Below are 24556 nucleotides of genomic sequence, written 5' to 3'. Positions count from 1 at the left end.
CCTGCCCGCAGGCCCTTGGACCACAGTTGGAGCCGACTGGCGGCGCCGCTCAGCCGCTGCGCTTGGCGCGGGCGGTGGCCCGGCCGCGGGTGGCGGCGTCCAGGACGACCTTGCGGATGCGCACGGTCTCCGGCGTGATCTCCACGCACTCGTCCTCGCGGATGAACTCCAGCGCCTGCTCCAGGGAGAGCTGGCGCGGCGGGATCAGCGTCTCCGTCGTGTCGCTGGTGGAGGAGCGCATGTTGGTGAGCTTCTTCTCCTTGGTGATGTTCACATCCATGTCGTCGGCGCGGGAGTTCTCGCCGACGATCATGCCCTCGTAGACCTCGGTGGTCGGCTGGACGAACAGCACGCCGCGCTCCTGGAGGTTCAGCATCGCGAACGGGGTCACCGGGCCGGGGCGGTCGGCGACCAGCGAGCCGTTGCTGCGGGTGCGCAGCTCACCGAACCACGGCTCGTACGCCTCGAAGACGTGGTTCACGATGCCGGTGCCGCGGGTCTCGGTGAGGAACTCGGTCCTGAAGCCGATCAGGCCCCGGGCCGGGACGACGAACTCCATCCGGATCCAGCCGGTGCCGTGGTTGGTCATGTGCTCCATCCGGCCCTTGCGGACGGCCAGAAGCTGGGTGATCGCCCCGAGGTACTCCTCGGGGCAGTCGACGGTCAGGCGCTCGACCGGCTCGTGCACCTTGCCGTCGATGATCTTGGTCACCACCTGCGGCTTGCCGACGGTCAGCTCGTAGCCCTCGCGGCGCATCTGCTCGACCAGGATGGCCAGCGCCAGCTCGCCGCGGCCCTGCACCTCCCAGGCGTCGGGCCGCTCGGTCGGCAGCACGCGCAGCGACACGTTGCCGATGAGCTCCTTCTCCAGCCGGTCCTTGACCATGCGGGCGGTGACCTTGGAACCCTTGACCCTGCCGACCAGCGGTGAGGTGTTGGTGCCGATGGTCATCGAGATCGCGGGCTCGTCCACCGTGATCAGCGGCAGCGGGCGCGGGTCCTCGGGGTCGGCCAGGGTCTCACCGATCATGATGTCCGGGATGCCGGAGATCGCGATGATGTCGCCGGGGCCGGCCTCCTCGGCGGGCTTGCGCTCCAGCGCCTGGGTCATCAGCAGCTCGGTGATCTTCACCCGCTGGATGCTGCCGTCGGTGCGGCACCAGGCGACCTGCTGGCCCTTCTTGATGGTGCCCTGGTGGACGCGGCAGAGCGCGATCCGGCCCAGGTAGGACGAGGCGTCCAGGTTGGTGACGTGCGCCTGCAGCGGGGCGGTCGGGTCGTAGGTCGGGGCCGGGATCGTCTCGTTGATGACCTGGAACAGCGGCTCCAGGTCCTCGGAGTCCGGCATCGCGCCGTCGGCGGGACGGTTCAGCGAGGCGCGACCGGCCTTGGCCGAGGCGTAGACGATCGGGAAGTCGATCTGCTCCTCGGTGGCGTCCAGATCCATGAAGAGCTCGTAGACCTCGTCCACGACCTCCTTGATCCGGGCGTCGGGCCGGTCGACCTTGTTGATGCACAGGATCACCGGCATCTTGGCGGCGAACGCCTTGCGCAGGACGAACCGGGTCTGCGGCAGCGGCCCCTCGGAGGCGTCCACCAGCAGCACCACGCCGTCTACCATCGACAGGCCGCGCTCGACCTCGCCGCCGAAGTCGGCGTGGCCGGGGGTGTCGATGATGTTGAGGGTCATCTCGCCGTGCTTGACGGCGGTGTTCTTCGCGAGAATGGTGATGCCCTTCTCGCGTTCGAGGTCGTTGGAGTCCATGACACGGTCGTCCACATCCTGGTTTGCCCGGAAAGCTCCGGACTGCCAGAGCATGGCATCCACGAGAGTGGTCTTGCCGTGGTCGACGTGCGCGATGATCGCGATGTTCCGCAGGTCGTCGCGGCTGTTCAGAGGCATGATGGAGTCTCACTCTGTGATCGTGGAGGCTGGCCGCGGACCGTGCGGCCTTACCATTTTAGTTGATCCGCACAATCACTCTCACGTCTCCGACGTATGAACCCCGTCTGTTCGCGTTCCCAACCCCTTTTCACCCTGGGGTTCCTTCCGGATGTCCGCCATCGGGAAGGGGCGGAATTCGCCTCCGAATCCGGTTCCAGACCCGCCCGGCCCCCGTTCCGGGTGCGCCGGATCTCCGCCCCGGCGTACCCGGTCCCCACCCCGGCGCCGTCGAAATCCCGCTCCCGGCGCACCCGGACAGGGCCGGGGACGCGTCGTTCCGCCGGGCGCCGATCCGGTGCGCCCTAAGCTCGGGACATGCCTTTCGCCCCGTCGTTCGCCGTCATGCTCAGGACCGAGGACAACGTGCGGATCGAGGCCGCCCACACGCCGTCACGCGGACCGGACGGCCTGGGGATCGTGCTGGCGCACGGGTTCACCGGATCGCTCAGGGAGCGCCCCACCCGGCGGATCACCCACGTGCTCAGCGGGTTCGGCGGGGTGGTCTCGTTCGACTTTCGGGGACACGGCCGCTCCGGCGGCGAGTCGACCGTGGGCGACCTGGAGATCCTCGACCTGGACGCGGCGGTACGGCACACGCGGGCGATCGGCTACCCCAGGGTCGCCGTCGTCGGGTTCTCGATGGGCGGGGCCGTGGCCGTACGGCACGCGGGGTGGCGCGGGGCCGGTGACCAGGAGGGGCGCCACGGCCGGAACGGCGGGGAGGACCGGGAGGACCGGGAGCGGGGAAACCGGGGGAGCGAGGGGAGCCGGGGCGGCGGTGTCGTGGACGCGGTGGTCGCGGTCAGCGCCCCCGCCCGCTGGTACTACCGGGGGACCCGGCCGATGCGGCAGGTTCACTGGGCGATCGAGCAGCCGCTGGGCCGCCTGTCCGCGCGGTTGGGCAAGAGGACGCGGATCGGGAAGGGGGTGTGGGACCCGATGCCGTCGGCGCCCCACGAGGCGGCCGCGAACATCGCCCCCGTCCCCCTGCTGGTCGTCCACGGCGACCTCGACGCCTTCTTCCCCCTCGACCACGCCTACCAGATCTACGACGCCGCCCGGGAGCCCAAGGAGCTCTGGGTCGAGCCGGGGTACGGTCACGCGGAGTCGGCGGCCACCCCCGGCCTGATCCGCCGGATCGGGGAGTGGATCAGTGCGAACTCCTGATCCTTCGAGGGTGTTTACTCCTCTTGGGAAGGATGCGGTGAGATGTGGTGAGACATTGAGGCCGGAAGGGCGGGGCACATGCGCAGCATCTACGTGGCGGGGCTCGGCCGCGGCGACGGCAGGCAGATCGTCGAGCTCGGCCTGATGGACCTGCTCACCCGCCGCGTCGACCGGACGGGGGTGTTCCGGCCGATCACCAGGGGCGGCGACCGCATCCTGGAGCTGCTCAACACCAGATACCGCCCCACGGCCTCGGCCGTCGGGGTCACGGCCGAGGACGCGGCCGAGATCTACGCGGGGCAGGGCAGCGAGGAACTCGTCGCCCGGCTGGTCTCCCGCTTCCACACCCTGGAGCGGGAGTGCGACGCGCTGCTGGTGCTCGGCAGCTCCTTCGCCACCGACGACCTGCCCGGGGAACTGGCGTTCAACGCCCGCCTCGCCGCCGAGTTCGGCGCCCCGGTGATCGTGGTGGTGGGCGCGCACGGCAAGCAGGCCGCCGAGATCGTGACGGAGATGCGCACCGGCTACCAGGCCTTCTCCGACCTGGGCAGCACCGTGCTCGCGGTGATCGCCAACCGGGTGCCGAGGGGGGTGACCGTCCAGCCCGGGCTGCCGGTGCCCTGCTACGCCATTCCCGAGAACCCCTCGCTGTCGGCGCCGACCGTCGGCCAGGTCATGCGGGCCGTGGCGGGCAAGCAGGTCCAGGGCGACGAGGAGGGGCTGCGCCGGGACGTGCTCGGGTTCGTGTTCGGCGGCGCCACACTCCCGCTCTTCCTGGAGTACCTGGTCGACGGGGCGCTGGTGATCATGCCCGGTGACCGGTCGGACCTGCTGCTCGCCTCGGCCGCGGCCGAGGCCGCCAGCACGGTCAGGCCGTCCGGTGTGGTGCTGACCGTGGGGGAGGTGCCCACCGAGGCCGTACGGGCGCTCACGGCCCGTCTGGCGCCCGGTATGCCGGTGCTGTCGGCCGCCGCGGACAGCTTCACCGTCGCCACCACCCTGGGCGGGCTGGAGGGGCGGCTCACCGCCGACAACCCGCGCAAGATCGAGACGGCTCTGGGCCACTTCGAGACCCACGTGGACACCGCCGACCTGGCCGACCGGATCGAGCTGGCCCGCTCGGGGCGGCTCACCCCGATGATGTTCGAGCACACCCTGCTGGAGCGGGCGCGCGCCGACCGGCGGCACATCGTGCTGCCGGAGGGCGAGGAGGACCGGATCCTGCGCGCCGCCGACCTGCTCCTGCGGCGCGGCATCGTGGACCTCACCCTGCTGGGCCGCCCCGAGGTGGTCCGGCGGCGCATCGCCGACCTCGGCCTCGACCTGTCCGGCGTGACCGTGATCGACCCGCTGACCTCACCGCTGCGCGACCCCTTCGCCCGGGAGTACGCCGAGCTCCGGGCGGACAAGGGCATGACGCTCGAACGGGCCAGGGACGTGGTGACCGACGTCAACTTCTTCGGCACCATGATGCTGCACCGGGGCGACGTGGACGGCGTGGTCTCCGGCGCCGCGCACACCACGGCCGCCACGATCCTGCCCGCGTTCCAGATCATCAAGACGGTCCCGGGCACCTCGATCGTCTCCTCGGTGTTCTTCATGTGCCTGGCCGACCGGGTGCTCGTCTACGGCGACTGCGCGATCAACCCCGACCCGGACGCCGGGCAGCTCGCCGACATCGCCGTCTCCTCGGCGCGTACGGCGCGGCGGTTCGGCATCGAGCCCCGGGTCGCGATGCTGTCGTACTCCACCGGCCGCTCCGGCACCGGCGCCGACGTGGACAAGGTGCGCGCGGCCACCGCCCTGGTCGCGGAGCGGGCGCCGGACCTGCTGGTCGAGGGGCCGATCCAGTACGACGCCGCGGTGGACGCCAGGGTCGCCGCGGCCAAGCTGCCCGGTTCCCAGGTCGCCGGCCGGGCCACCGTACTGATCTTCCCGGACCTCAACACCGGCAACAACACCTACAAGGCCGTGCAGCGCTCCGCGGGGGCCGTCGCGATCGGACCCGTCCTGCAGGGGCTCCGCAGGCCGGTCAACGACCTGTCGCGGGGCGCGCTGGTCACCGACATCGTGAGCACCGTGGCCATCACCGCCATCCAGGCGCAGGAGGCCGCCGGGTGAGCGGGCGCCGCGCCACGGGAGGGCACCCGGCGAGCGGTACGGCGATCGGCCGTACGGTGAGGGAGGCGTGATGGGTCGGGTACTGGTGCTCAACACCGGGTCGTCCTCGGTGAAGTACCGGCTTGTGGACGGTGACCGGCGGCGGGCGTCCGGGATGGTGGAGCGGATCGGCGAGCCCGGGTCCGCGGTGGCCGGCCACGAGGAGGCGCTGAAGGTCGTCGCGGCCGAGCTGGCGGCCGGCGGGTTCGGGCTGGACTCCCCGGAACTGACCGCCATCGGGCACCGGGTGGTGCACGGCGGCACCACCTTCACCGAGCCCACGCTGATCACCGAGGAGGTGGTCAGGAAGATCGAGGAACTGATCCCGCTCGCCCCGCTGCACAACCCGGCCAACCTGGCGGGCATCGAGGTCACCCGGCGGCTCCGCCCCGACCTGCCGCAGGTCGCGGTCTTCGACACCGCCTTCCACGCCACGATCTCCCCTGCCGCCGCGACCTACGCGATCGACCGCGAGACGGCCGAGCGGCTGAGAATCCGCCGCTACGGCTTCCACGGCACCTCGCACGCCTACGTCTCCCGTGAGGCCGCCCTCGCCGTGGGCAGGCCGCTGGGCAACGTGATCGTGCTGCACCTCGGCAACGGCGCCAGCGCCTCGGCGGTGTCGGCCGGGCGCTGCGTGGAGACCTCGATGGGCATGACCCCGCTGGAGGGCCTCGTCATGGGCACCCGCAGCGGTGACCTCGACCCGGCGGTGGTCCTCTACCTCGGCCGGACCGGGGGCATGTCCCTCGACGAGATCGACACGCTGCTCAACCGCCGCAGCGGCATGTTCGGCCTCTGCGGCGACAACGACATGCGCGCGGTGCAGGAGCGGCTCGCCGCCGGGGACGCCGACGCCGAACTGGCCTTCTCGGTCTACTGCCACCGGCTGCGCAAGTACGTCGGCGCCTACTACGCCGTGCTCGGCACGGTGGACGTGATCGCGTTCACCGGGGGTGTGGGGGAGAACTCCCTGCTGGTCAGGCAGACCGCGCTGGCCGGTCTGGAGGCGCTCGGCATCGCCGTCGACCCCGCGCGCAACGAGCGCGGAGAACGGCTGATCTCGTCCGACGGCTCGGCGGTGAAGGTCGCCGTGATCCCCACGGACGAGGAACTGGAGATCGCCCAGCAGACTCTGGCGGTTATTTCGCGAACCAATCGCCAATAAGCGACGTCTACCTAAAGCGGACGGATGAAATCCGCCGGACAAGTCCACGGGACACGGCTCTCGGCTCGGCGAGGCCGTACGGACATGTCAGGGCGGTGGCCCAGCGTCGCGGGGGCGTGCTGGGCCCTTCCTCCGCCCACGGATGTGCCCGTACGGCCCCGCGGGGCCGTACGGGCACATCCCGCGACTCCCCGGGGTGAAAACCCGGAGGCCGGAGAGCGAGGGGAGCCCCTCGGGGGCTGTGGGAGGAGAGTCCCGGACGGACTCCAGGACCTCCCGCTGCGAAGCCCCCTCGGGGGCCAGGGAGGAGACTCTCAGCCCAGGCGGGCTATGGACTTGTACTCCAGGTAGGCCGACAGCCCCTCCGGGCCGAGCTCACGGCCGATGCCGCTGTCCTTGAAGCCGCCGAACGGCGAGCTGGGCTCGATCATGAAGAGGTTGACGCCGTAGGTGCCGGCGTGGACCCGGCGGGCGATGTCCATGCCGTGCTCGGTGTCGGAGGTCCACACCGTCCCGGCCAGCCCGTAGTCGTTGTCGTTGGCGATGCGGACCGCGTCGGCCTCGTCCTCATAGGGGATCACGGTCAGCACCGGCCCGAAGATCTCCTCGCGGGCGATGCGCATCTCGTTGGTCGCTCCGGCGAAGACGGTCGGCGCGACGTACCAGCCCCGGTCGTGGGGGCGCTCCAGGCCGCCGACGACGGGCTTGGCCCCCTCGGCGATCCCGATCCTGATGTAGTCCTCCACCCGCTCCTGCTGCCGCCTGGCGACCAGCGGGCCGATGCCGGTCGCGGGGTCGGCGGGGTCGCCGACCGTCATGCCCCCGACCATCGAGGCGACCGCGTCCACCACCTCGTCGTAGCGGGCCCTCGGGGCCAGGACGCGGCTCTGGGCGACACACGCCTGGCCGTTGTTCATCAGCGCGGCGATCGACAGGAAGCCCATCGCGGAGGGCAGGTCGCAGTCGTCCAGGATGATCGCCGCCGACTTGCCGCCGAGCTCCAGGGTGCACCGCTTGAGCCGCTCGCCGCAGATCGCGGCGATGCGGCGGCCGGCCGCGGTGGAGCCGGTGAAGGCGACCTTGTCCACGCCGGGGTGCGAGACCAGGTGCTCGCCCGTCTCACGTCCCGCCGCGACGATGTTGACGACGCCGTCCGGGATGCCCGCCTCCTTGACCATCTCGGCCAGCAGGTAGGCGTCGAGCGGGGTCTCCGGAGCGGGCTTCACCACGACCGTGCAGCCGGCGACCAGGGCGGGGGCCAGCTTGATCATGATGACGAACTGCGGGACGTTCCAGGGGACCACGGCGGCGACCACGCCGACCGGCTCGCGGCGGACGGTCACCGGTCCGAAGGTGCCGGGCCGTTCCTCCTCGACGGCGAACGTCCGGCCGAGCTCGGCGTAGTACCGCAGCATGCCGAGCGGCTGGGGGGCCTGCGCCATCTGGGAGAAGGTGATCGGGGAGCCCATCTCCTCCGTGATGAGCTCGGCCATCTCCTGTTGGCGGGCCTCGTAGATCTCGGCGAGCCGGCCCACGACCGCGGCGCGTTCGGCCATGGTCATCCGGGGCCAGGGGCCGTGGTCGAACGCCTGGCGGGCGGCGGCGACCGCGCGGTCCATGTCGGCCGGGGTCCCGTCGGGAACGCGGCCGACCGGCTCCTCGGTGTGCGGGGAGACGACGTCGATGGTCCCGGTGCCGGAGGGGGCCACCCAGTCGCCCCCGATGAACAGCGTGTCGTGCTGGCGCATGGCGCTTTGCCTCCTGGTCGGCGGGCGGAGCCGATTCCAAACGAGTGTTTGCTTGGACAGTCTCCCCGGCGGAGGAGATCTTCACAAGGCTCGCCGCCGCTGAAACCGAATCATGTTCTGTCAATGCCCGCCGGAGGTGTGTATCGTCGGACGATCTCCCGTCCCGTGACCCCTGGGGCATTTGTTTAAAGCGCCACACACTGGTAGATAGTTCGTCAATGGTGCGGGAGTTCCCTCGTTTCGGTGGCGGGCATCAAGATCGTCTTCTATAGTTTCGCTCCGTCCGTGAGGGGCTCTGGAGGTGAGCGAAGCGTGAGACCGAGTCGCTCGATCGCACTCGGCGCCGTGCTCTCCGCCCTGCTCCTGACCCCGGTGACGGCCGGGGCCGCCGCCTGGCAGGCCGTCAAGCCCGACCCCGAGGCCGAGCTCCGCAAACTCACCCGCGAGGCGAGCCAGCTCAACAAGAGATACCGAGGTCAGGTGCAGAGCCTGGAGGAGGCTCGGGTGCAGGCCAGTAAGGCCACCGGCACCGCCAAGAGCCTCAAGAGGGCGCTGACGACCGCCGAGACCGACGTCGTGCGCTTCGCCCAGAGCGCCTACATGGGCGCCTCGCTGGACGGCGGCAGCCTGGTGAGCTTCGAGGGGGACGCCGGTCTCGTCCTGGACCAGGCCGCCACCATGTTCTACCTGGCAGGCCAGCGCGCCACCCGGCTCACCCAGGTCAAACAGCTGATCAAGGATTCCCGGGCCGCGGAGAAGGCGGCCGGTGTGAAGGTCGTCAAGCTCAAGGACGACATCGCCAAGCTCAAGAAGGACCGGATCCGGATCGAGGGCCTGCTCGCCAAGTACGGCTTCCAGCAGCCCGGCGGCAGCGACGGCCTGACCCCCCGCACGGTCGCCATGCGCAACCTGGTGATGCAGACCTTTCCGATGCCCTACGGCGTCGGCTGCCTGCGCCCCGGCGACCCGGGCGACCACGGCAGCGGCCGGGCCTGCGACTTCATGATGAGCAGCGGAGGCCGCGTGCCGGCCCCCGACGCCAAGGAACGCGGCGACCGCCTGGCCCAGTGGGCCATCGACAACGGACCGCGCCTCGGCATCATGTACATCATCTGGCAGCAGAGATACTACGACGTCCGGACCGGCGCGGGCTGGAGGATGATGTCCGACCGGGGCGGCATCACCGCCAACCACTACGACCACGTCCACATCTCGATGTTCTGACCCACCAGGCTTCCGACCTGCGGTGATCGTGTTCTGAGAGCCCTTCAGGGCATACCGGGGCACTTGCCCCGTCGTCCACACCTCTTCAACGACCTTCCTCATGCGCTCCTCGCCGGAGGGCACGAGGTGCGTGGCGGCAAGGTCGTGATCCCGGAGAGGCTTTTTCGCGTCTGTGAGGCAGTTCGTTCGCTTCAGGCGACCTTGACGGAGTGCGGGCCGACACTGATGGTCACATCGACGTGTCCGCCCAGTGCGGCCGCGTAGGCGCGAAGAGTCTCCAATTCCATGGTGTCGAGGTCGCCGTTCTCGATCTGGGAGACCCGCGACTGTGAGACGCTCAGCGTGGCGGCGACCTCGGCCTGAGTCTTGCCCAGCGACTTACGCAACTCCCTCAGGTGGTAACCGGCCACATACGCGTCCAGATCGGCTTCAGCGGCGGCCTGTCGCTCCGGGGTGGCCATCTCCGGGTGCAGCCGGTGGGCCTCGGCCTTGACCTCCTGCCAGCGGCGCGCAGGGCTCATCGCCTGTCCTCCTTGATCCTCTCGGCCTTCTTCTCCGCGCGGTACTCGGCGTAGCGGGACTTGGCCAGTGAGATCGCCTCGCCATATTCCAGGAGAACAATCTCCCATGCCATCCCTGAAATATAACTCCTGACTCGTATTCAGTCTGGAGTTACGGAGTTTTCTCTGCGGAGTTCCCTGCCGCCTGCTCCGATGTTGACCGTCAGCGAACGCCGACGTGATCGCAGAAGGGGCGTTCGAGGGCCTCGCCCGGATGGTTCGCCCGGCCGGATCTCACGTCGAGGCGGCCTGGAACTCAGAGGTAGGGCGTGTCCATCACGTCTGGGCTTCCTAGTCTTCGAGCTTGGTGGTCACCTTGTTCGCGGGGGGAGCCTTGATGGAGACCCTGGTGCCCCAGCCGGTGAAGCGGGTGTCGACGGTGAGTGTCTTGCCCTCCCAGCTGTAACTGTCGAATATGCCCGTGACCAGGTGGGAAGTGGTCAGGCGTTGCGGGAGCCCGCTGCGGTTCACGGTGAGTTTGAAGGTCACCACGGTCTTGTCGCTCGACCGGAGTGGCAGGGTGGCCCGGAACCAGGGGGAGACCTTGGCGAGTCTGCCGAAGGTGGTGGTGCCGGAATAGTTGCCGCCCGCCCGCTTGGCGCCCCTGAGCAGGGACGCGAGGGTCGCCGGCTCGGCGACGTTCACGAGCTGGCCGAACCAGCCGCTGGAGCCGCCGGTCATGCCCTTCGGATCCTTGTACCAGCTCTTGCCCTTCGGCATGTCCTCGCGGTAGGACCCTCCCGAGGAGTAGCTCATGGTGCCGATCCGGATCGTCCGCGAGGGGGCGAACATGCCGGTCGGGTCCGGGGCGCTCGGGTCACTCGACTTCTCGGCGCTCTCCGAGCTGATGTCCGAGGCTACGATCCCGGCCTTGCCGAACTGGAAGGAGCCGGTCCGCCGAATGTAGGGCCTGCTGTTGCCCTCCCAGGTCACGGCGCTGCTTTCGGTGAACTTCACCCCCTTGCCCGCGACGAACCGGCTCTTCAACGCCTTGATCGGGTCGGCGGGAGCGGCCTGGGCGGGGACCGCGGTCACGAGCGTGACAGCCGAGGCCGCCGCGATGCCGGCGATTACGCGCTTCATATGGGGTCCTTCGTAGCCTGGTGCGGGAAGGAGCAATCCTGCCGGACCTTGATCACAGGCACGTCTCGGGACATGTCGCCTCAGGTGGGAAGCCGGACCCGGCCCGGACATGCCCTCGGTCGCCGGCTTGACGGGCGTCGGCCGCTCATCTCTTGGTGACGGCGGCGGAGAGGGTTTCGAGGGCCGCTGCGATGTCCGCTCTGGTGGTTCCGTCGGAGATGAGGCCGACGGGGGTCACGGAGGCGCGGTTGACGGGGATGCGCACGCAGGCGTCGGGGACGGTGAGGGCTCCGGTGTAGTTCAGCACGGTGCGCAGTGAGTCGTGGGCGCGGGCCGCTCCGGTGGGGGCCGTCGAGGTGTTGATCCAGCCGGCGGGTTTCTGGTACATGCAGCCTCCGATCGCCCACTCCAGGAGGTTCTTCAGCGCGCCGGGGAGGGCTCCGGCGTACTCCGGGGTGCAGAACATGAACGCGTCCGCCCCGGCGAAGGCCGAGCGTAGCCGGGCGACGGCGCCGGGCAGGTGGGGGCCCTCCAGGGCCGGGTTGAAATGCGGCAGCAGGTGTGTCTCGCCATAGGCTCTCGCCACATGGTTCTCGGAGGTGAGGGTGGCGGCGGTGCGGACCACCGCGTCGCTTACCGACCCGTGACGGATGCTTCCCGCTATCAGGAGCAGCAGGGGACTCATGGTTTTCTCCCGGGGTGTTCCGGAGAACCGGGGGCCGGAAAAGCCGCCGAGGATGCCGGGGCGCCTGGAGGGCCGGCCGGTGGACGGGCATCAGGTTTCCGCCTCCCACGTGCCGGGGAGTTCCCGCACGGTCAGGAGGGGGGAGCACGCGAACGGAACGATGGTGAGGGCGGCGAGCAGCGCGGCCAGCCAGAGGGTCCAGGTGTTTCCGGTCAGGGTGGCGACCAGGCCCCCCACCATCGCGCCGACCGGGACCGCGCCCATGGTGACGAATCTCCTCGCCGAGGTGACCCGGCCCATCAGGGAGTACGGGGTCACCCGGGCGTTGATCCCGGTCGAGCTGATGCTGGCCATGACCAGCAGCGCGCTGAAGAGCAGGCTGCTGACGGTGATCGAGACCACGTGCGGCACCGGCAGGACGGCGGCGAGCGGCACCATGGCGAAGGCCGCCGACAGCGAGCAGTAGCAGACGACGACGGCCCGGATGGACCCCAGCGCCTTCTTCACCCTCAGTCCGGCGAGCGATCCGATGATCCCGCCCAGCGCGCCGATGGAGGTGGCGAGGCCGAACAGCGCGGGGCTCAACCCCAGGTCGCGCAGGACGAACAGGGCCAGTACCGCGCTGTAGGCGCCGGCCCCGAGGTTGATCAGTGCGCCGGACATCAGGAACGTACGGAGCACGGGGTGCCCGGCGACGAAGCCGAGCCCCGTCCTGAGCGAGCTCCAGAAAGGTTCGCGCTCCCTGTTGCGGGCGCCGTTGTGGGCCGCGTTCCGCGTGGTGTCCTGGGCGGCGTTCCCGCTGGTGTTCCCGCTGGTGGGTTCGGCGACGTCGATGCCCAAGATGAACAGCCAGGAGAGGGCGTGCGTGATCGCGGTCACGCCGTAGACCAGCGGGCCGCCGGTGAACTGCAGGATCTGCCCGGCCAGGCCGGGGCCGACCACCCGGATGGTGGTGTCGCTGGTCTGGAGCCTGGCCGATGCCTCGGAGACCCTCGCGCGGCTCACGATGGCCGGGAGGATGCTGGTGTGGGCCACCCCGAAGAACAGGTCGGCCACCCCGGTGACGGCGGCGACGACCATCAGCTGTGCGACGGACAGGACGCCGAGGACGAAGGCGATCGGCACGCCGGCTATCGCGACCGCGCGGACGACCTCGGCGGTCAGGAGCACCCGCCTCTTGGACCACCTGTCGACCCAGACGCCGGAGGGGATGCCGAGCACCAGGTAGGCCATGGACCCGAGGGCGGCGATGACGCTCATCTCGAAGGTCGAGGCGTGCAGGGTGGTCACCGCGGTGACGCTGAGCGCCAGCGTGCCGAACTGCTGACCGACGCTTCCCGCGAGATTGGCCGCCCAGAGTCTTCTGAACGAGGCGACCCGCAGGACTCCGGAATCACGTGCCCCTTCGCGGGCGGTGGTCTTGTCGAGGTCTGGAGTCATGATCGCTTTCCATGGGAGAAGCCGGGCCCCCTCGGGTGAGGGCGGGACGCGGTGAAGGGCCGGGCGACGGTGCGGCGACGCCGTGCGAGCCGGTTAGGTGAGGTGGGGGGAGTGGGTGACCCGGTGGAACATGGCCACCGCGTTCGTGAATTCGGCCCAGTAGTCGATCTCGTCGACACGTCCGTGTCCGCGCCCGTTCCGCAGGAGCGACAGGTAGACGTTCCCGAGGGCCACCGACTCGGTGAAGATCGGCTGGATGTGGAATCTCAGATGGTGGTAGTCGTGATCGCTGACCGTGATGTAGACGATCCTGTCGTCCGCGGGCGGGGTATCGCGGAGCAGTTCCGCGAGCGGGGGCACGCTCTGCCCGGCCAGCTCCCCGTCGGCGATCGGGGCGAACTCCTGCCAGTAGTGAAACTCTCTGGGGTCGTTCTGCGGGCCGACCGCGAACGCGAGGCCGGGCGTCCTGGAGCGCAGCGCGTTGCGCACCGCGACGTACCCCCCGCCGGAAGGGCCGTGCCAGGCGATCCCGCTCAGTCCGTTCTCCGCGCGGATCCGGGCTGTCAGGTCGTCCAGCCGTGGCCAGAACTCGTCGTCCCCCAGCAGGAACCAGCCGATTGACGGATCCGGGCTGAAAAGCAGCATCGGGTCGGAGGCGAAAAGGCATATCGCGTTCAGCCGCAGGGAGCTTGTCCTGCGGTGGTACACGGGCGGGATGAAACTCGCCCGATCGACCTGGCCGTGGAGGAAGACGTGCAGCAGGGGGTCGGCGACGACCTCCGGCGTGCGCAGCAGCAGGTGTAGTTCATATCCCCTGGAGTGCGAGTAGACGATTACCTCTTCCCGCTGCATTCTCCGCCTCTCTGGTTTCGGTGGGATCCGTGCCGGCGGGCGCCGTTCCGTGCGCCCCGTGATCCGGCGATGTTCGATCTAGCGCAGTACGGGCATCGAGCAGTCTCGCGGGAGCAGGGGCGGGAACAGCAGCGGACCCGGCCGCGGGCCGGTCTGCCGGGCGGTGCCCCGCTGAAACGTGTTCGACGAGGGGGAGTACGTGACGGGGGCCGGTCTGAAGCTCACCCCGAACCGGCGGGCGAGCCTCTCCAGCCGGAACGCCACAGGACCGTAGACGACGTTCACCCCCGAGGTCGCCTGATACAGGATGGCCGGTGGGATCTCCGACAGCAGACCCTCGGGAAAGCTCCGGGGCAGGGACAGCTCGAAGTACGCGGCTCGCCACCGTGGAACGCGGCCCAGGACCCTTACCCGGCCGTGCGGGCGGACGTTGGAGAACATGGTGAACGCCCACTCGGTGCGGAGGCCCATGACCACGGAGAACAGGTTCCCCGCCAGCAGCAGGACACCCAGCGCGGTCCACCACGAACGCGGGCTGATGAAGCTGTCCGCGAACGGGCCCGAGGCGGCCATCGTGTACACGGACGATCCGAAGAGCACGGCGAGGACACCGCACAGTACGGCGCCGGCCTTGGCGTGCCGGTAGATCCACGCCGTACCGAACCGGCTGCCGACGCCGAACAGGATGGCGGACACCAGGGCGAGCCGGGCGACGGGCGGCCAGCCGAACCCGGTCGCCGGCTCGGCGCTCGCCGCCCAGAGGCAGAGCGCGACCAGGGAGAACGGAAAGTTGCCCGTCATGCCGAATATGAAGTGCATTCCCGCCGCCACCGTGAAAAGCGGATACAGCGGGGCGTTGAGGAGCAGCGCGCTCCCCAGGTACAGCTCCACCGTCACCACCAGAAGAGGGGCGCCGAAAAGGACGCCGTCACCGAGCGGAAGCCCCAGCCGTTTCGAGTACAGGCGCGGGATCAGCCGCCCACAGCTCTGGGCCGTCGCCAGGAACTGGCGGTTGACCTTGAAAAGCCCGGAGGTCAGATAGACGCCGCCGAGCAGGAACCTCGCGACCTCCCCGATGTGGGCGGCCGGAACCGTCTGGAACAGGGCCACGGCCAGGAGCGCCAGCCAGACGTGGTTCGACAGCCGCCAGTTCTGGATCGCCACCCAGATCACCAGGAGCGGAACGGCGGTGAGTCCGGCGGTCCGTCCGCCGAGCAGGAACAGTGTCGCGCAGACGGGGAGCAGCGCGGTCCGCAGCGGGGCGACCAGGGGGCGGGGCAGGGAGAGGCCCGTCACCGGCGCGAAGGTGTGGGAGAGGTGGCCCGTCCCCTCGCGGAGCACGTTGTTCACCTGATGCCCCATGAGCGCCACGGTCAGCAGCGCGCAGTGGTTCATCGCCCACCTCCGGGTGGACGGGCCGTCCGCGGCGGCCCGGGGTGGGCGAGCCCGGCCGGCGTCGATCGACGTGTCGCCGTCATCGCGGTATGACGCCGCGGTTGTGGTAGGCCAGCCCGGGGGCGATCACCCGGACGACCGAGAAGTCCTCCGGCGCCGACGAGAGATCGACGACGACGGGCTCCACTCCGGTGATCCGCTCCACGTGCTCCGCGACCGATCGGAACTCGCCGGAGATGCTGCCGGAGTCGAAACCCGTCTCCTGGGCGGCCTGGGCCCAGGTGAGGTCGCCGGCGTCGAACTCGGGGGCGGTCATGCCCGTCTCCAGGGCGGCGTTGCCGGACGGGATGTCGTCGCGCGTTCCCGAGATCCCGGTGAGCCTCGTCTGGACGGCCTCGGTGAGGGCGCGGGAGAGCGCCACCTCGGTGCTGGAGTGGCACCCCGATCCGGCGCAGACAACCGGGTATTCCGGCGACCAGATGAAGCAGACGAAGCACGGCAGGCCGAAGGCGTTCGGCACCGAGGAGATCTCCGTGCTGACGTCCGCCTCGCGGAGGGAGTCCAGCAGCGCCGAGCAGTGGTCGTCGGCTATCGTCTCGATCCGGAGGGTCCGCCGGTGGTCACGCGCTCCGTGGCGGAGCGAACTGGTCGCGTGGCGCTCGATGACCTCGTACAGCGCGTGCAGGGCCGCCTCCTCCAGGCTGTTGCCCGACGCCAGGCCGTTGCTGGACGGATGGAGGACGTTGGCCCGCCAGTCGAGACCTGAGGCGAGGGAGAGCCCGATGAGATCGGCGGGCACGGGGACGGCCCGCCCGCTGACCGCGCCGACGCCCTCGGCCCAGCGCAGACGGAGTCCGTTCCGGTATGGCGTGAGTTCTGGTCTGATGGGCAGATCGGTCAGGCCGTACGGCAGATCCAGGTCCTCCGCCGGAGCGGTGAACGTTTCAACGGCGGGTCTCTCCGCGTGCCAGAGCTCGATCGACTCCATGACGGCGGATATCTTCGCCAGCAGCAGGGTCGCGCCCTTGCCCTGGGAGACCGCGAGCGTCTCCGACCTCGGGCGGATGGCCATGCAGACGGGCACCCCGATGCAGTCCAGGTGGGTGACGTCCGCGACCCGGCTGATGCCGGCCCTGCCGAGATGCCGGTTCACCACGGCCCAGGTCTCCTCCGGAGTGCGTGTCCGGTGTGTTCCGGGGAGCCGGATCCTGTCCGCCACCGGGCTCATCGGGTCGCTCCGAGGTCCGGTTGGCGCGAGAGCGCGGTGCGGACCCTGAAGCAGTAGCCCAGGACGAATGTCCGGAACGCCGCCATGGCGTCCTCCGTGGTCCGGAACCCGCGGTTCGCCGCCTCGCGGCAGAGGGCGTCGTCCCGGATCCGCCACAGGTCGCGCAGGAGCCCGGCCGTCACGGAGCCGCGCATGAGGTGGTGGCTCAACCCCGGATGTCTCATGGCGAACGACGTGTTCTCCGCCAGGCACGACCGGATGTGCGCCCTGTCGTCATCGGTCTCGTTCCTGAGCAGCAGGCGGAGCAGTTCCGGATGCCCGAGGTTGAGGCGGGGGCGGAAGAGGTCGGTCGGCCGGGGTCCGTCTCCGTCCGGTTGAGGCCGTCGTGTTCCGCCCGGCGGTGTCGCCGCCACGAGCCGCGCCCGCTCCACGAGGGGCATGGGGGCCGAGCCGTCCACGGGGGCCTCGGAGAGCCGGTGGAGATAGTCGGCCCAGACCGCGGGGAATCCGGGGTCGAAGATCTGCTGGTAGTGCACCCTGAACCGGGCCGGAACGCCGGGCTCCGTCGCGTCACGGACGAAGTGGTCGACCCAGTCGCGGTAGAAGCCCGTCCGCCACTCCCGGTCCGACCCCGGAGGGCTCGGGGAGGGGCGCCCGCCGGCCGGTAGCTCCTCGCCCACCTGGGCGATCGCGTGGACGGCGTCGGCCCTCTTGAGATTGCAGAAGTGCCGATCCGCCCTGAGGCGGTCCGTCAGCCAGCCGACGAACCCGGCGCCCGGCTCGCTCGCCTCCCGCATCGAGACCAGGGTCCGCTGCGGATAGTAGATCGCCCGGAACAGGTCCGCGTGACGCCGGGCCGCGGGATCGGTCAGGACCCCCTCGTCGACCGCCCGCCGGAGCATCGCCCGGACGTTGACCATCGGAATGCTGCACGCGTGCCAGTTTCCCGAGGGGGACTGCGCCACGGCGACCTCGTCGTCTCCCTCGATCTCGCCGCGGACGTACTGCCCGTACACCTCGCCGAGCCCCACCATGCCGTGCTCGCGGAGCTCGGCCGCGCGCAGCGCGCCGATGCTCGAAGCCCCGTAGGTCCGGACTCCCCGGTGCAGCACGTGCAGGATCTCCTTGTGGCGCAGGGCCCGTGACTGGTGGAACAACCCGTCGATGATCAGGACGGCGTCGCCCGGCCCGATGGCGGGGTCGAAGAGGTCGCCGTGCTTGACGGGGCCGTGGGCGACGACGTCCGGCCGCAGCAGCCGCGCCTCGGCCGGGCTCAGGGTGGGGCCGCTGAAAACGTGCACTTTTGCCGGACACCGAGGGGTGTCTTCCCATTTCATGCGGTTGCTCCTCACGGCTTGATCGCCGTCCGGGGCCGGGGGTCGCCGGGGGCCGAGCCACGGAGATGACGGGAGGTCACCCCGTGGACCCGGCCGGCTCTCATCTGCGAATGGTTCGGCGCGTCAGTCCTGCGTGGCCGCGTCGTGGCACATCATCGCGGGGGAGATCCCCTCGAAGAGCTCACGGAAGTCCTCGGCCTCGATCTGCCGGGCGACGCTGGCGGTGGTTGCGGTGACGACATCGCTGGGATTGGCGGACATATGCTTCCCCTTCCCTTGAAGGTGTCCATTCTGGACACCTTGGGTGCCATTCTTGGCATCCGATGAAATGAGGTTAGCAGTCTCGATAATCGCCTTGCCAATGGTTTATTCGGCGGCGCATCCGGAAGGGCGTTGCCGACTTCGGGAGTGGCTATATATTTCCAATTTTATTGGCATAATAAATGATGTTCATTGATGATCCGGCGCCGTTGTCTCGGGGTCGCATCGCAGGTCGGGGTGTGCTCCGGCCGCGCCGACACGGTCGCGAACGGATGGAGTTCCGGGTGGGCGCGGCCCTGCGGAGATCATGAATGTCCGAGGGCTTCGGCGCCTTTCCCCGCGGCGACCTTTGGTGACCTTTGGTGACCTTCGCGCGGGCCGCCGGCGGATTCGGGGGGATGCCCTCCCGGTCCGGCCGGTATCGGCCCGGTTGCCGAGCCTGCCCCGGAAAGAGGCCGGACGCCCTCTCCGTCATTCTCCACGGCACTCGCCGTGTTCTATGGCGCGATTCGGTTTTTGAACCAGTGGTAGGACGCCTTCGGGGTGCGTTCTCCGGTGGCGAAGTCGACGTGCACGAGGCCGAAGCGCTGGTTGAAGCCCTCTGCCCACTCGAAGTTGTCCAGCAGGGACCAGACGTAGTAGCCGCGCACGTCCACGCCCTCGGCGCGTGCCTGCTCGACGGCGCCGATGTGGCCGTCGAGGTAGGCGATCCTGGCCTGATCGTCCACGGTTCCGTCCGGGCCGGGCACGTCGGGCTGGGAGCAGCCGTTCTCGGTGATGTAGACGGGGGGCAGGGCGTCGCCGTAGCGGGCCTTCAGATCGACCAGGAGGCGGCGCAGGCCGTCGGGGACGACGGGCCAGCCGAAGGCGGTGGTGGGGTAGCCGGTGACGCCGGCGTCGGCGAAGGGCAGGCCCTCGTCGGTGGGGGCGGCGATCCGGGTGGGGTTGTAGTAGTTGATGCCGATGCCGTCGAGGGGGGTGCCGATCAGGTCCAGGTCGCCGTCCTGGACGCAGTCGAGGCTCACGCCGTACGCCGACATGTCGGGATATTTGCCGAGAAGTACGGGGTCGTTGAACAGGCGGTTGTGCAGGGTGTCGTAGGCGTCGGCGGCGGCCAGGTCGGCGGGGTCCGAGGAGGCGGGCCAGACGGGGGTGCAGTTGTTGGTGATCAGCACCCGCTGCGCGCCTCGCTCGCGCAGGGCCCGTACGGCCAGGCCGTGCCCGAGCAGCTGGTGGTGGGCCACCGGCAGGGCGTCCAGCAGCAGGGTCCTGCCGGGGGCGTGGGTGCCCAGGCCGTAGCCGAAGACCATGTGCACGAAGGGCTCGTTCAGGGTGATCCACATGGGGATCCGGTCGGCGAGCCGGTCGGCCACCAGGGCGGCGTAGTCGGCGAAGCGGTGGGCGGTGTCGCGGTTCAGCCAGCCCCCCGCGTCCTCCAGGGCCTGCGGCAGGTCCCAGTGGAACAGCGTGGCCGCCGGGACGACGCCCCGGTCATGGAGCGCGTCGGTCAGCCGGTCGTAGAAGTCCAGCCCCGCCCGGTTGGCCGGGCCCCTGCCGTCGGGCTGGACGCGGGGCCAGGCGATGGAGAAGCGGTAGGAGTTCACGCCGAGGCCGGCCATCAGCGCGACGTCTTCAGTCCAGCGGTGGTAGTGGTCGCAGGTCACGTCGCCGGTGTGGCCGTCGCGGACACGGCCGGGCCGGTGGGCGAAGGTGTCCCAGATCGAGACGCCCCGGCCGTCCTCGGCGACGGCGCCCTCGATCTGGTAGGACGCGGTCGCCGTACCCCAGAGGAACATCCTGACCTCCCAATTGTATGAGTTGGGCTCATGTTAGCCCTCGTCGGGCCCAAGTAGGAGATGATGGAACGATGACGAACGTTTCCGGGGGGACACTGCGCCGTCGCCCGGCTCAGCGACGTAGCCTCGAACGGGTCGAGCGCATGTTGGACGAGTGCGCGCGGCTGCTGGACGAGGCGGGCTACGAGGCACTGACCACCAAGGAGGTCGCACGCCGGGCGGAGGTGCCGATCGGCACCTTCTACCAGTTCTTTCCCGACAAGCAGGGGCTGGTGCGCGCGCTCGCGCTGCGCAACCTGGAGGCCTTCCTCGACAGGGTCACCGCCAGGCTCGTGGTGGTGCGGCTGTCGGACTGGACGGAGATGGTGGACCTGGCGATCGACGAGTTCGTCATGATGAAACGGTCCACACCCGGCTTCGCGGTCGTCGACTTCGGCGAGGTGCTGGTCACCCCGGGCGGCCCGGCACTCAAGGGGACCGAGCGGATGCTCGACGCCGCGCTGGAGAACAACGTCATCGTGGCCGACCGGCTCCGTCTCGTCACCATCGAGCTGCTCGGCGTCCCGATCGGGCCCGGGCTGGACCGTGCCCTGGTCGTCGCGGTCGAGGCGGCGGACGCCGTGCTCAAGCTCGCCTTCCGCTCCCGGCGGGAAGGCGACCCCGAGCTGATCGACGAGTGCAAACGCCTGGTCCGCCGCTACCTGTCCGACCACATGCCCTGAGCGTCCCGGCCGATAATCCGTGGTGGATTAGAAGTGGTGGATTAGAAGCCGTACGACCGCTTTGCCCCAGGGGGGCGCCCTCTTTTCGTTCCGGCTGTTAAACCGGTAGCGGGATCGGGGGAGGGGCCAATGGCCGCACCGCGCGCACGCCGGATCAACATTCCGCTTCGCCACGTCGCCCTGACATGCGGGGCCATGCTGTTCGCGCTGCTCGCCAACGTGACCTACCTCCAGGCGTTCGGCGCCGACCGGCTCGGCGAGGACCCCCGCAACCGGCGGACGCTGATCGCGCGCTTCGACCGCCCCAGGGGGGACATCCTGCTCCGTGACGGCAGCGTCGTCGCGGCCAGCATCGAGAACGAGGATGGCAAGTACCGGTATCGGAGGGTCTATCCCGGTGGGCCGCTCTACGCGCCGGTGACCGGGCATCTCTCGCTCCGGGGCGCCGACGGCATCGAGCGCGCCGAGGACCCGGTGCTGTCCGGCAAGGCGCCCAGGGTGAGGGTGCACTCGCTGGTGGACGGCACCGAGGCCGGGGCCACGCTCAGGCTCACCGTCGACCCGAGGGCGCAGCGGGCCGCGTACGAGGGGCTGCGCGCCACCGGGCGGCGCGGGGCCGCCGTCGCGATCGACCCGGCCACCGGCGCGATCCTGGCCATGGTCTCCTTCCCCTCCTACGACCCGAACGTCTACACGACCTTCGACGGCGCCGCGCTCGACAGGGCGGACAAGCTGCTGCGGAGCGATCCCGCCGATCCGCTGCTGAACCGGGCGATCCAGCGGAGCTACCCGCCGGGATCGGCCTTCAAGGTCGTCACCAGCGCGGCCGCGCTCGGTTCGGGGAGATACCGCCCGACCACCGACGTCGGCGCGCCCGCAGCCCTCCGCCTCCCGGGAACCGGCACCTACCTGCGCGACTCCGGCGGCACGTTCTGCGACGACGGCACCCTGCCGCTGGCGGACGCGTTCAAGGTCTCGTGCGACACCCCGTTCGCGAAGATCGGCGTCGAGCTCGGCCAGGACACGCTGCGCGACCAGGCGCGGGCCTTCGGGTTCGACGCCGACGACCTCGCCGTGCCCATGCCCGTGACCGGGAGCGTCTACCCGCAGGGGATGGACCAGGCGCAGACCGCCCTGTCGGCGCTGGGACGGTTCGGCGGCCGCGCCACCCCGCTCATGATCGCGATGATCTCCGCGGCGATCGCCAACGACGGCGCGCTGATGCGCCCCTACCTGGTGGAGGACGTCCGCCTCGCCGACGGCACGGTGATCGACGGCGCGGAGCCGTCGCAGTACCGTCGCGCCCTCGACGCGGACGAGGCCAACCGGCTCACCGCGATGATGGTCACGGTCACCCGGCCCGGCGGCGCCGGGGAGGCCGCGGCCATCCCGGGCGTCGAGGTCGCCGCCAACACCGGCGGCGCGGAGAACGCGGCCGGGAGCGCCGCCGCCGGTCAGGAGCACGGGGTCTTCACCGGGTTCGCCCCGGCCGCCGGCCCCCGGGTCGCGGTGGGGGTCGTCGTGGAGCACGGCGGTCCCGGCGGCCGGACGGCGGCCCCCGTCGCCAGAGCGATCATGCAGGCCGTCCTGGGGCTGCCCGCCGTCGCCGACCAGAGTGCCGGAAGCCCGCCGGGCAGCACCGGTGGTCAGGTGGAGTAGGCGTCGGCCTGCAGGCCGTACAGGTCGGAGTACAGGCCGCCGAGCTCGATGAGCCGGTTGTGGGTGCCCTCCTCGACGACCTTGCCGTGGTCCAGGACGTAGATCCGGTCGGCGTAGCGGACGCTGGCCAGCCGGTGGGTGATCAGCAGGACGGTACGGCCGTCGGCGTGCCGCCGGATGCGCTCGAAGAGGGCGTGCTCGGCTCGGGCGTCGAGGGCCGCGGTGGGCTCGTCGCAGATCAGCAGGGGGGCGTCCCGGTGGAAGCCCCGGGCGACCGCGATCCGCTGCCACTGGCCGCCCGACAGCTCCTGGCCGTTCTTGAACCGCCGGTCCAGCAGCGTGCTGTAACCGTGGGGCAGTTCGGCCACGACCTGGTCGGCGCCCGCCACCTCGGCCGCCGAGCGCAGCGCGTGCTCCCCCTTGTCGGTGCCCATGCTGATGTTGTGCCTGGCGGTCAGCGGCCAGCGCGTGTGGTCCTGGGCGATCACCGCGATGTTGCGCCGCAGCTCCTCGGGGTCGACGTCCGCCAGGTCGGTGTCGTCCCAGCGGATCCGGCCGCCGTCCGGCGGGTAGAGACCGGACAGGATCTTCGCCAGAGTGGTCTTGCCCGACCCGTTCTCGCCGACCAGGGCGATCACCTCACCCCGGTCGACGTGGATCGACACGCCGCGCAGGGCCGGGGTGGCGGAGCCCGGGTAGGTGAAGACGACGTCCTCGGCGCTGATCCGCTCGAACGTCTCCGGGGCCTTCTCCGAGTGACCGGACCCCACCCGGGTCTCGGCGTCGGCGCAGAAGTCCAGAAAGTCGGTGAAGTAGAGCCCCTCCTCGTAGAGGCGGTTGGTGGCGTACATCAGGTTCGCCAGATAGGTCTGGCCCGAGCGGATCGCCAGCACGGCGGTGCCCGCCACGGCCAGCGGCACCGCGCCCGCGGCGAGCAGCAGGCCCAGCACGACGTAGACCACGGCGGTCCCGATCCCGCCGAGCGCCTCACCCACGACCTTCGCGAAGGTCTGCCGCCGGGCCAGGTTCAGCAGGACGGTCTGCTCCGCGGTGGCCACCGCGTCGTACATCCGGAGCAGGAAGCGGCGCATCGTGAAGGAGCGCACCTCGGCGGCGGGCTCGCGCTCGGCCAGCAGCTCCGAGATGATCCACTTACGCCGGGTGGCGGGGATGATCGCGTACATCGTGCTGTAGCGCATGCGCGCCGAGCGGACCGCGGCCCAGGCGTCCGGCAGCACCGCCAGCACCAGCAACGGCAGCAGCACGGGGTGGAGCACCCCGAGCACACCGGCCGCCGCGGCGATCCCGATGATCGCGGTCAGCACGTTGATCGCCGTACCGACCACCACGTCCGCCATGGCCACCCCCCGCGACCTGGCCCGCTGAAGCGTGTCGTGGAAGGCGGGGTCGTCGAAGGCCGCCAGCCCGACCCGGCTGGTCAGCTCGTACAGCCGCTCCTCGGCGATCCGGCTGACCTGGGGGTCCAGCCGGGACTGCGCCCAGCCCGCGCCCGCCTGCACCAGCGTGCGCAGGGTGCCCGCCACCCCGACCAGGATCAGGCTGGGCAGCGCGGCGGCGACCCGCTCCGGGGTCGGGCCCGCCTGGAACAGGGCCGACAGCACCCCGGTGGTGGCGAGCAGCCCGAACGCGGTGAACGCGCCGCCGAGCAGGCTCAGGGTGATCGTGACGACCGTGTCGCGCGGGCCGGCCAGCCAGGCCAGCCGTACGGCCTGCGAGACCAGGGCCGGCAGCCGCCGGGCGATGGTGAGAAAGCCGATGCCGGTCATCTTGCCGACGTGGGCGTGCCAGTCGGAGAGGTTCAGTTCGCCGAGCTCGGTATCGAATCCGGATTCGGATTCGGATTCGAGCCGACATCCGGATTCCGGCCTGGGTTCGGGCCGTGAGCCGGATACGGGGCGGGATTCCGGCCGTGAGCCGGATACGGACTGGGATTCCGGCGGGGATTCGGGCTGTGATCCGGATTCGGGTGGGGATGGGTGTCGGGGTTCGGGGGGAGTGTCCGCCATGCCTGCAGTGTGGATCGCCGTGCCGACAATTCGCCATCCGGTGGCCGATGACGGTCAGTGTTGAGACTTCATGTTTACCCCTCATATGAATTTCCGTAC

The 24556-nt window shown here is 70.2% G+C and carries 19 protein-coding genes; 6 read left to right on the top strand and 13 right to left on the bottom strand.

Translation table 11 applies throughout. The features are described 5' to 3' along the window. Nucleotides 1-49: 49 nt before the first annotated feature. Complete coding sequence (typA, locus tag ACWEF2_RS08015) at nucleotides 50-1903, bottom strand: translational GTPase TypA (protein WP_453813019.1); 1854 nt, start codon at nucleotides 1901-1903, stop codon at nucleotides 50-52. A 357-nt stretch (nucleotides 1904-2260) separates the two neighbouring features. Between typA and ACWEF2_RS08010 the strand changes: the two genes are divergently transcribed. The 3 genes from ACWEF2_RS08010 (at nucleotide 2261) to ACWEF2_RS08000 (ending at nucleotide 6440) form a co-directional block, all read left to right on the top strand. Then, the gene (locus ACWEF2_RS08010) at nucleotides 2261-3112 is read left to right on the top strand and encodes an alpha/beta hydrolase (RefSeq protein ID WP_453813017.1); all 852 of its coding nucleotides are present in this window, start codon (nucleotides 2261-2263) and stop codon (nucleotides 3110-3112) included. 78 nt (nucleotides 3113-3190) lie between these two features. Further along, nucleotides 3191-5233, top strand: coding sequence for a phosphate acetyltransferase (gene pta / locus ACWEF2_RS08005; protein ID WP_453813015.1), 2043 nt, complete (start codon nucleotides 3191-3193; stop codon nucleotides 5231-5233). Nucleotides 5234-5303: 70 nt separating this feature from the next. Continuing rightward, nucleotides 5304-6440, top strand: a complete 1137-nt coding sequence (locus ACWEF2_RS08000; protein ID WP_453813013.1) for an acetate kinase — start codon at nucleotides 5304-5306, stop codon at nucleotides 6438-6440. A 314-nt stretch (nucleotides 6441-6754) separates the two neighbouring features. Here the strand turns inward: ACWEF2_RS08000 and ACWEF2_RS07995 are convergent, their stop codons facing one another. Beyond that, a complete protein-coding gene (locus ACWEF2_RS07995; RefSeq protein WP_453813011.1) occupies nucleotides 6755-8188 on the bottom strand; it encodes an aldehyde dehydrogenase in 1434 nt (477 codons plus the stop codon). 312 nt (nucleotides 8189-8500) lie between these two features. Here ACWEF2_RS07995 and ACWEF2_RS07990 point away from each other — a divergent pair, with 312 nt between their 5' ends. Beyond that, nucleotides 8501-9412: a coiled-coil domain-containing protein gene (locus ACWEF2_RS07990; RefSeq protein ID WP_453813010.1), complete on the top strand. Its 912-nt coding sequence runs from the start codon at nucleotides 8501-8503 to the stop codon at nucleotides 9410-9412. Nucleotides 9413-9603: 191 nt separating this feature from the next. Here ACWEF2_RS07990 and ACWEF2_RS07985 read toward each other — a convergent pair whose 3' ends face one another. From ACWEF2_RS07985 to ACWEF2_RS07940, 10 genes are all read right to left on the bottom strand, one after another. After that, nucleotides 9604-9933 (bottom strand): helix-turn-helix domain-containing protein, encoded by a 330-nt coding sequence (locus tag ACWEF2_RS07985; RefSeq protein WP_453813008.1) that lies wholly within the window; start codon nucleotides 9931-9933, stop codon nucleotides 9604-9606. 330 nt (nucleotides 9934-10263) lie between these two features. Then, nucleotides 10264-11055 (bottom strand): hypothetical protein, encoded by a 792-nt coding sequence (locus ACWEF2_RS07980; RefSeq protein WP_453813006.1) that lies wholly within the window; start codon nucleotides 11053-11055, stop codon nucleotides 10264-10266. 145 nt (nucleotides 11056-11200) lie between these two features. Next, the gene (locus tag ACWEF2_RS07975) at nucleotides 11201-11740 is read right to left on the bottom strand and encodes an NADPH-dependent FMN reductase (RefSeq protein ID WP_453813005.1); all 540 of its coding nucleotides are present in this window, start codon (nucleotides 11738-11740) and stop codon (nucleotides 11201-11203) included. A 90-nt stretch (nucleotides 11741-11830) separates the two neighbouring features. Beyond that, nucleotides 11831-13180 (bottom strand): MFS transporter, encoded by a 1350-nt coding sequence (locus tag ACWEF2_RS07970; protein WP_453813003.1) that lies wholly within the window; start codon nucleotides 13178-13180, stop codon nucleotides 11831-11833. Nucleotides 13181-13273: 93 nt separating this feature from the next. Then, entirely contained in the window at nucleotides 13274-14032 is a 759-nt protein-coding gene (locus tag ACWEF2_RS07965; RefSeq protein WP_453813001.1) for a hypothetical protein, read from the bottom strand. A gap of 78 nt (nucleotides 14033-14110) precedes the next feature. Continuing rightward, a complete protein-coding gene (locus tag ACWEF2_RS07960) occupies nucleotides 14111-15427 on the bottom strand; it encodes a hypothetical protein (protein ID WP_453812999.1) in 1317 nt (438 codons plus the stop codon). Nucleotides 15428-15506: 79 nt separating this feature from the next. Continuing rightward, nucleotides 15507-16655, bottom strand: a complete 1149-nt coding sequence (locus ACWEF2_RS07955; protein WP_453812997.1) for a YcaO-like family protein — start codon at nucleotides 16653-16655, stop codon at nucleotides 15507-15509. After that, entirely contained in the window at nucleotides 16652-17992 is a 1341-nt protein-coding gene (locus ACWEF2_RS07950; RefSeq protein WP_453812995.1) for a TfuA-like protein, read from the bottom strand. Before ACWEF2_RS07950 ends, ACWEF2_RS07955 begins: the two co-directional genes overlap by 4 nt. 123 nt (nucleotides 17993-18115) lie before the next feature. Then, nucleotides 18116-18253, bottom strand: coding sequence for a hypothetical protein (locus ACWEF2_RS07945; RefSeq protein ID WP_355592325.1), 138 nt, complete (start codon nucleotides 18251-18253; stop codon nucleotides 18116-18118). A 497-nt stretch (nucleotides 18254-18750) separates the two neighbouring features. Continuing rightward, nucleotides 18751-20049 (bottom strand): GH1 family beta-glucosidase, encoded by a 1299-nt coding sequence (locus ACWEF2_RS07940; protein WP_453812993.1) that lies wholly within the window; start codon nucleotides 20047-20049, stop codon nucleotides 18751-18753. A gap of 71 nt (nucleotides 20050-20120) precedes the next feature. Between ACWEF2_RS07940 and ACWEF2_RS07935 the strand changes: the two genes are divergently transcribed. Next, a complete protein-coding gene (locus tag ACWEF2_RS07935; RefSeq protein ID WP_453812991.1) occupies nucleotides 20121-20771 on the top strand; it encodes a TetR/AcrR family transcriptional regulator in 651 nt (216 codons plus the stop codon). Between the two features lie 129 nt (nucleotides 20772-20900). After that, nucleotides 20901-22430 (top strand): peptidoglycan D,D-transpeptidase FtsI family protein, encoded by a 1530-nt coding sequence (locus tag ACWEF2_RS07930; RefSeq protein WP_453812989.1) that lies wholly within the window; start codon nucleotides 20901-20903, stop codon nucleotides 22428-22430. Here ACWEF2_RS07930 and ACWEF2_RS07925 read toward each other — a convergent pair. After that, complete coding sequence (locus ACWEF2_RS07925; RefSeq protein ID WP_453812987.1) at nucleotides 22418-24217, bottom strand: ABC transporter ATP-binding protein; 1800 nt, start codon at nucleotides 24215-24217, stop codon at nucleotides 22418-22420. The two genes, ACWEF2_RS07930 and ACWEF2_RS07925, sit on opposite strands and share 13 nt — an antisense overlap. Nucleotides 24218-24556: the final 339 nt, after the last annotated feature.

This window comes from Streptosporangium sp. NPDC004631, from assembly GCF_053601935.1.
This window is presented reverse-complemented; position numbering and strand designations above follow the sequence as displayed.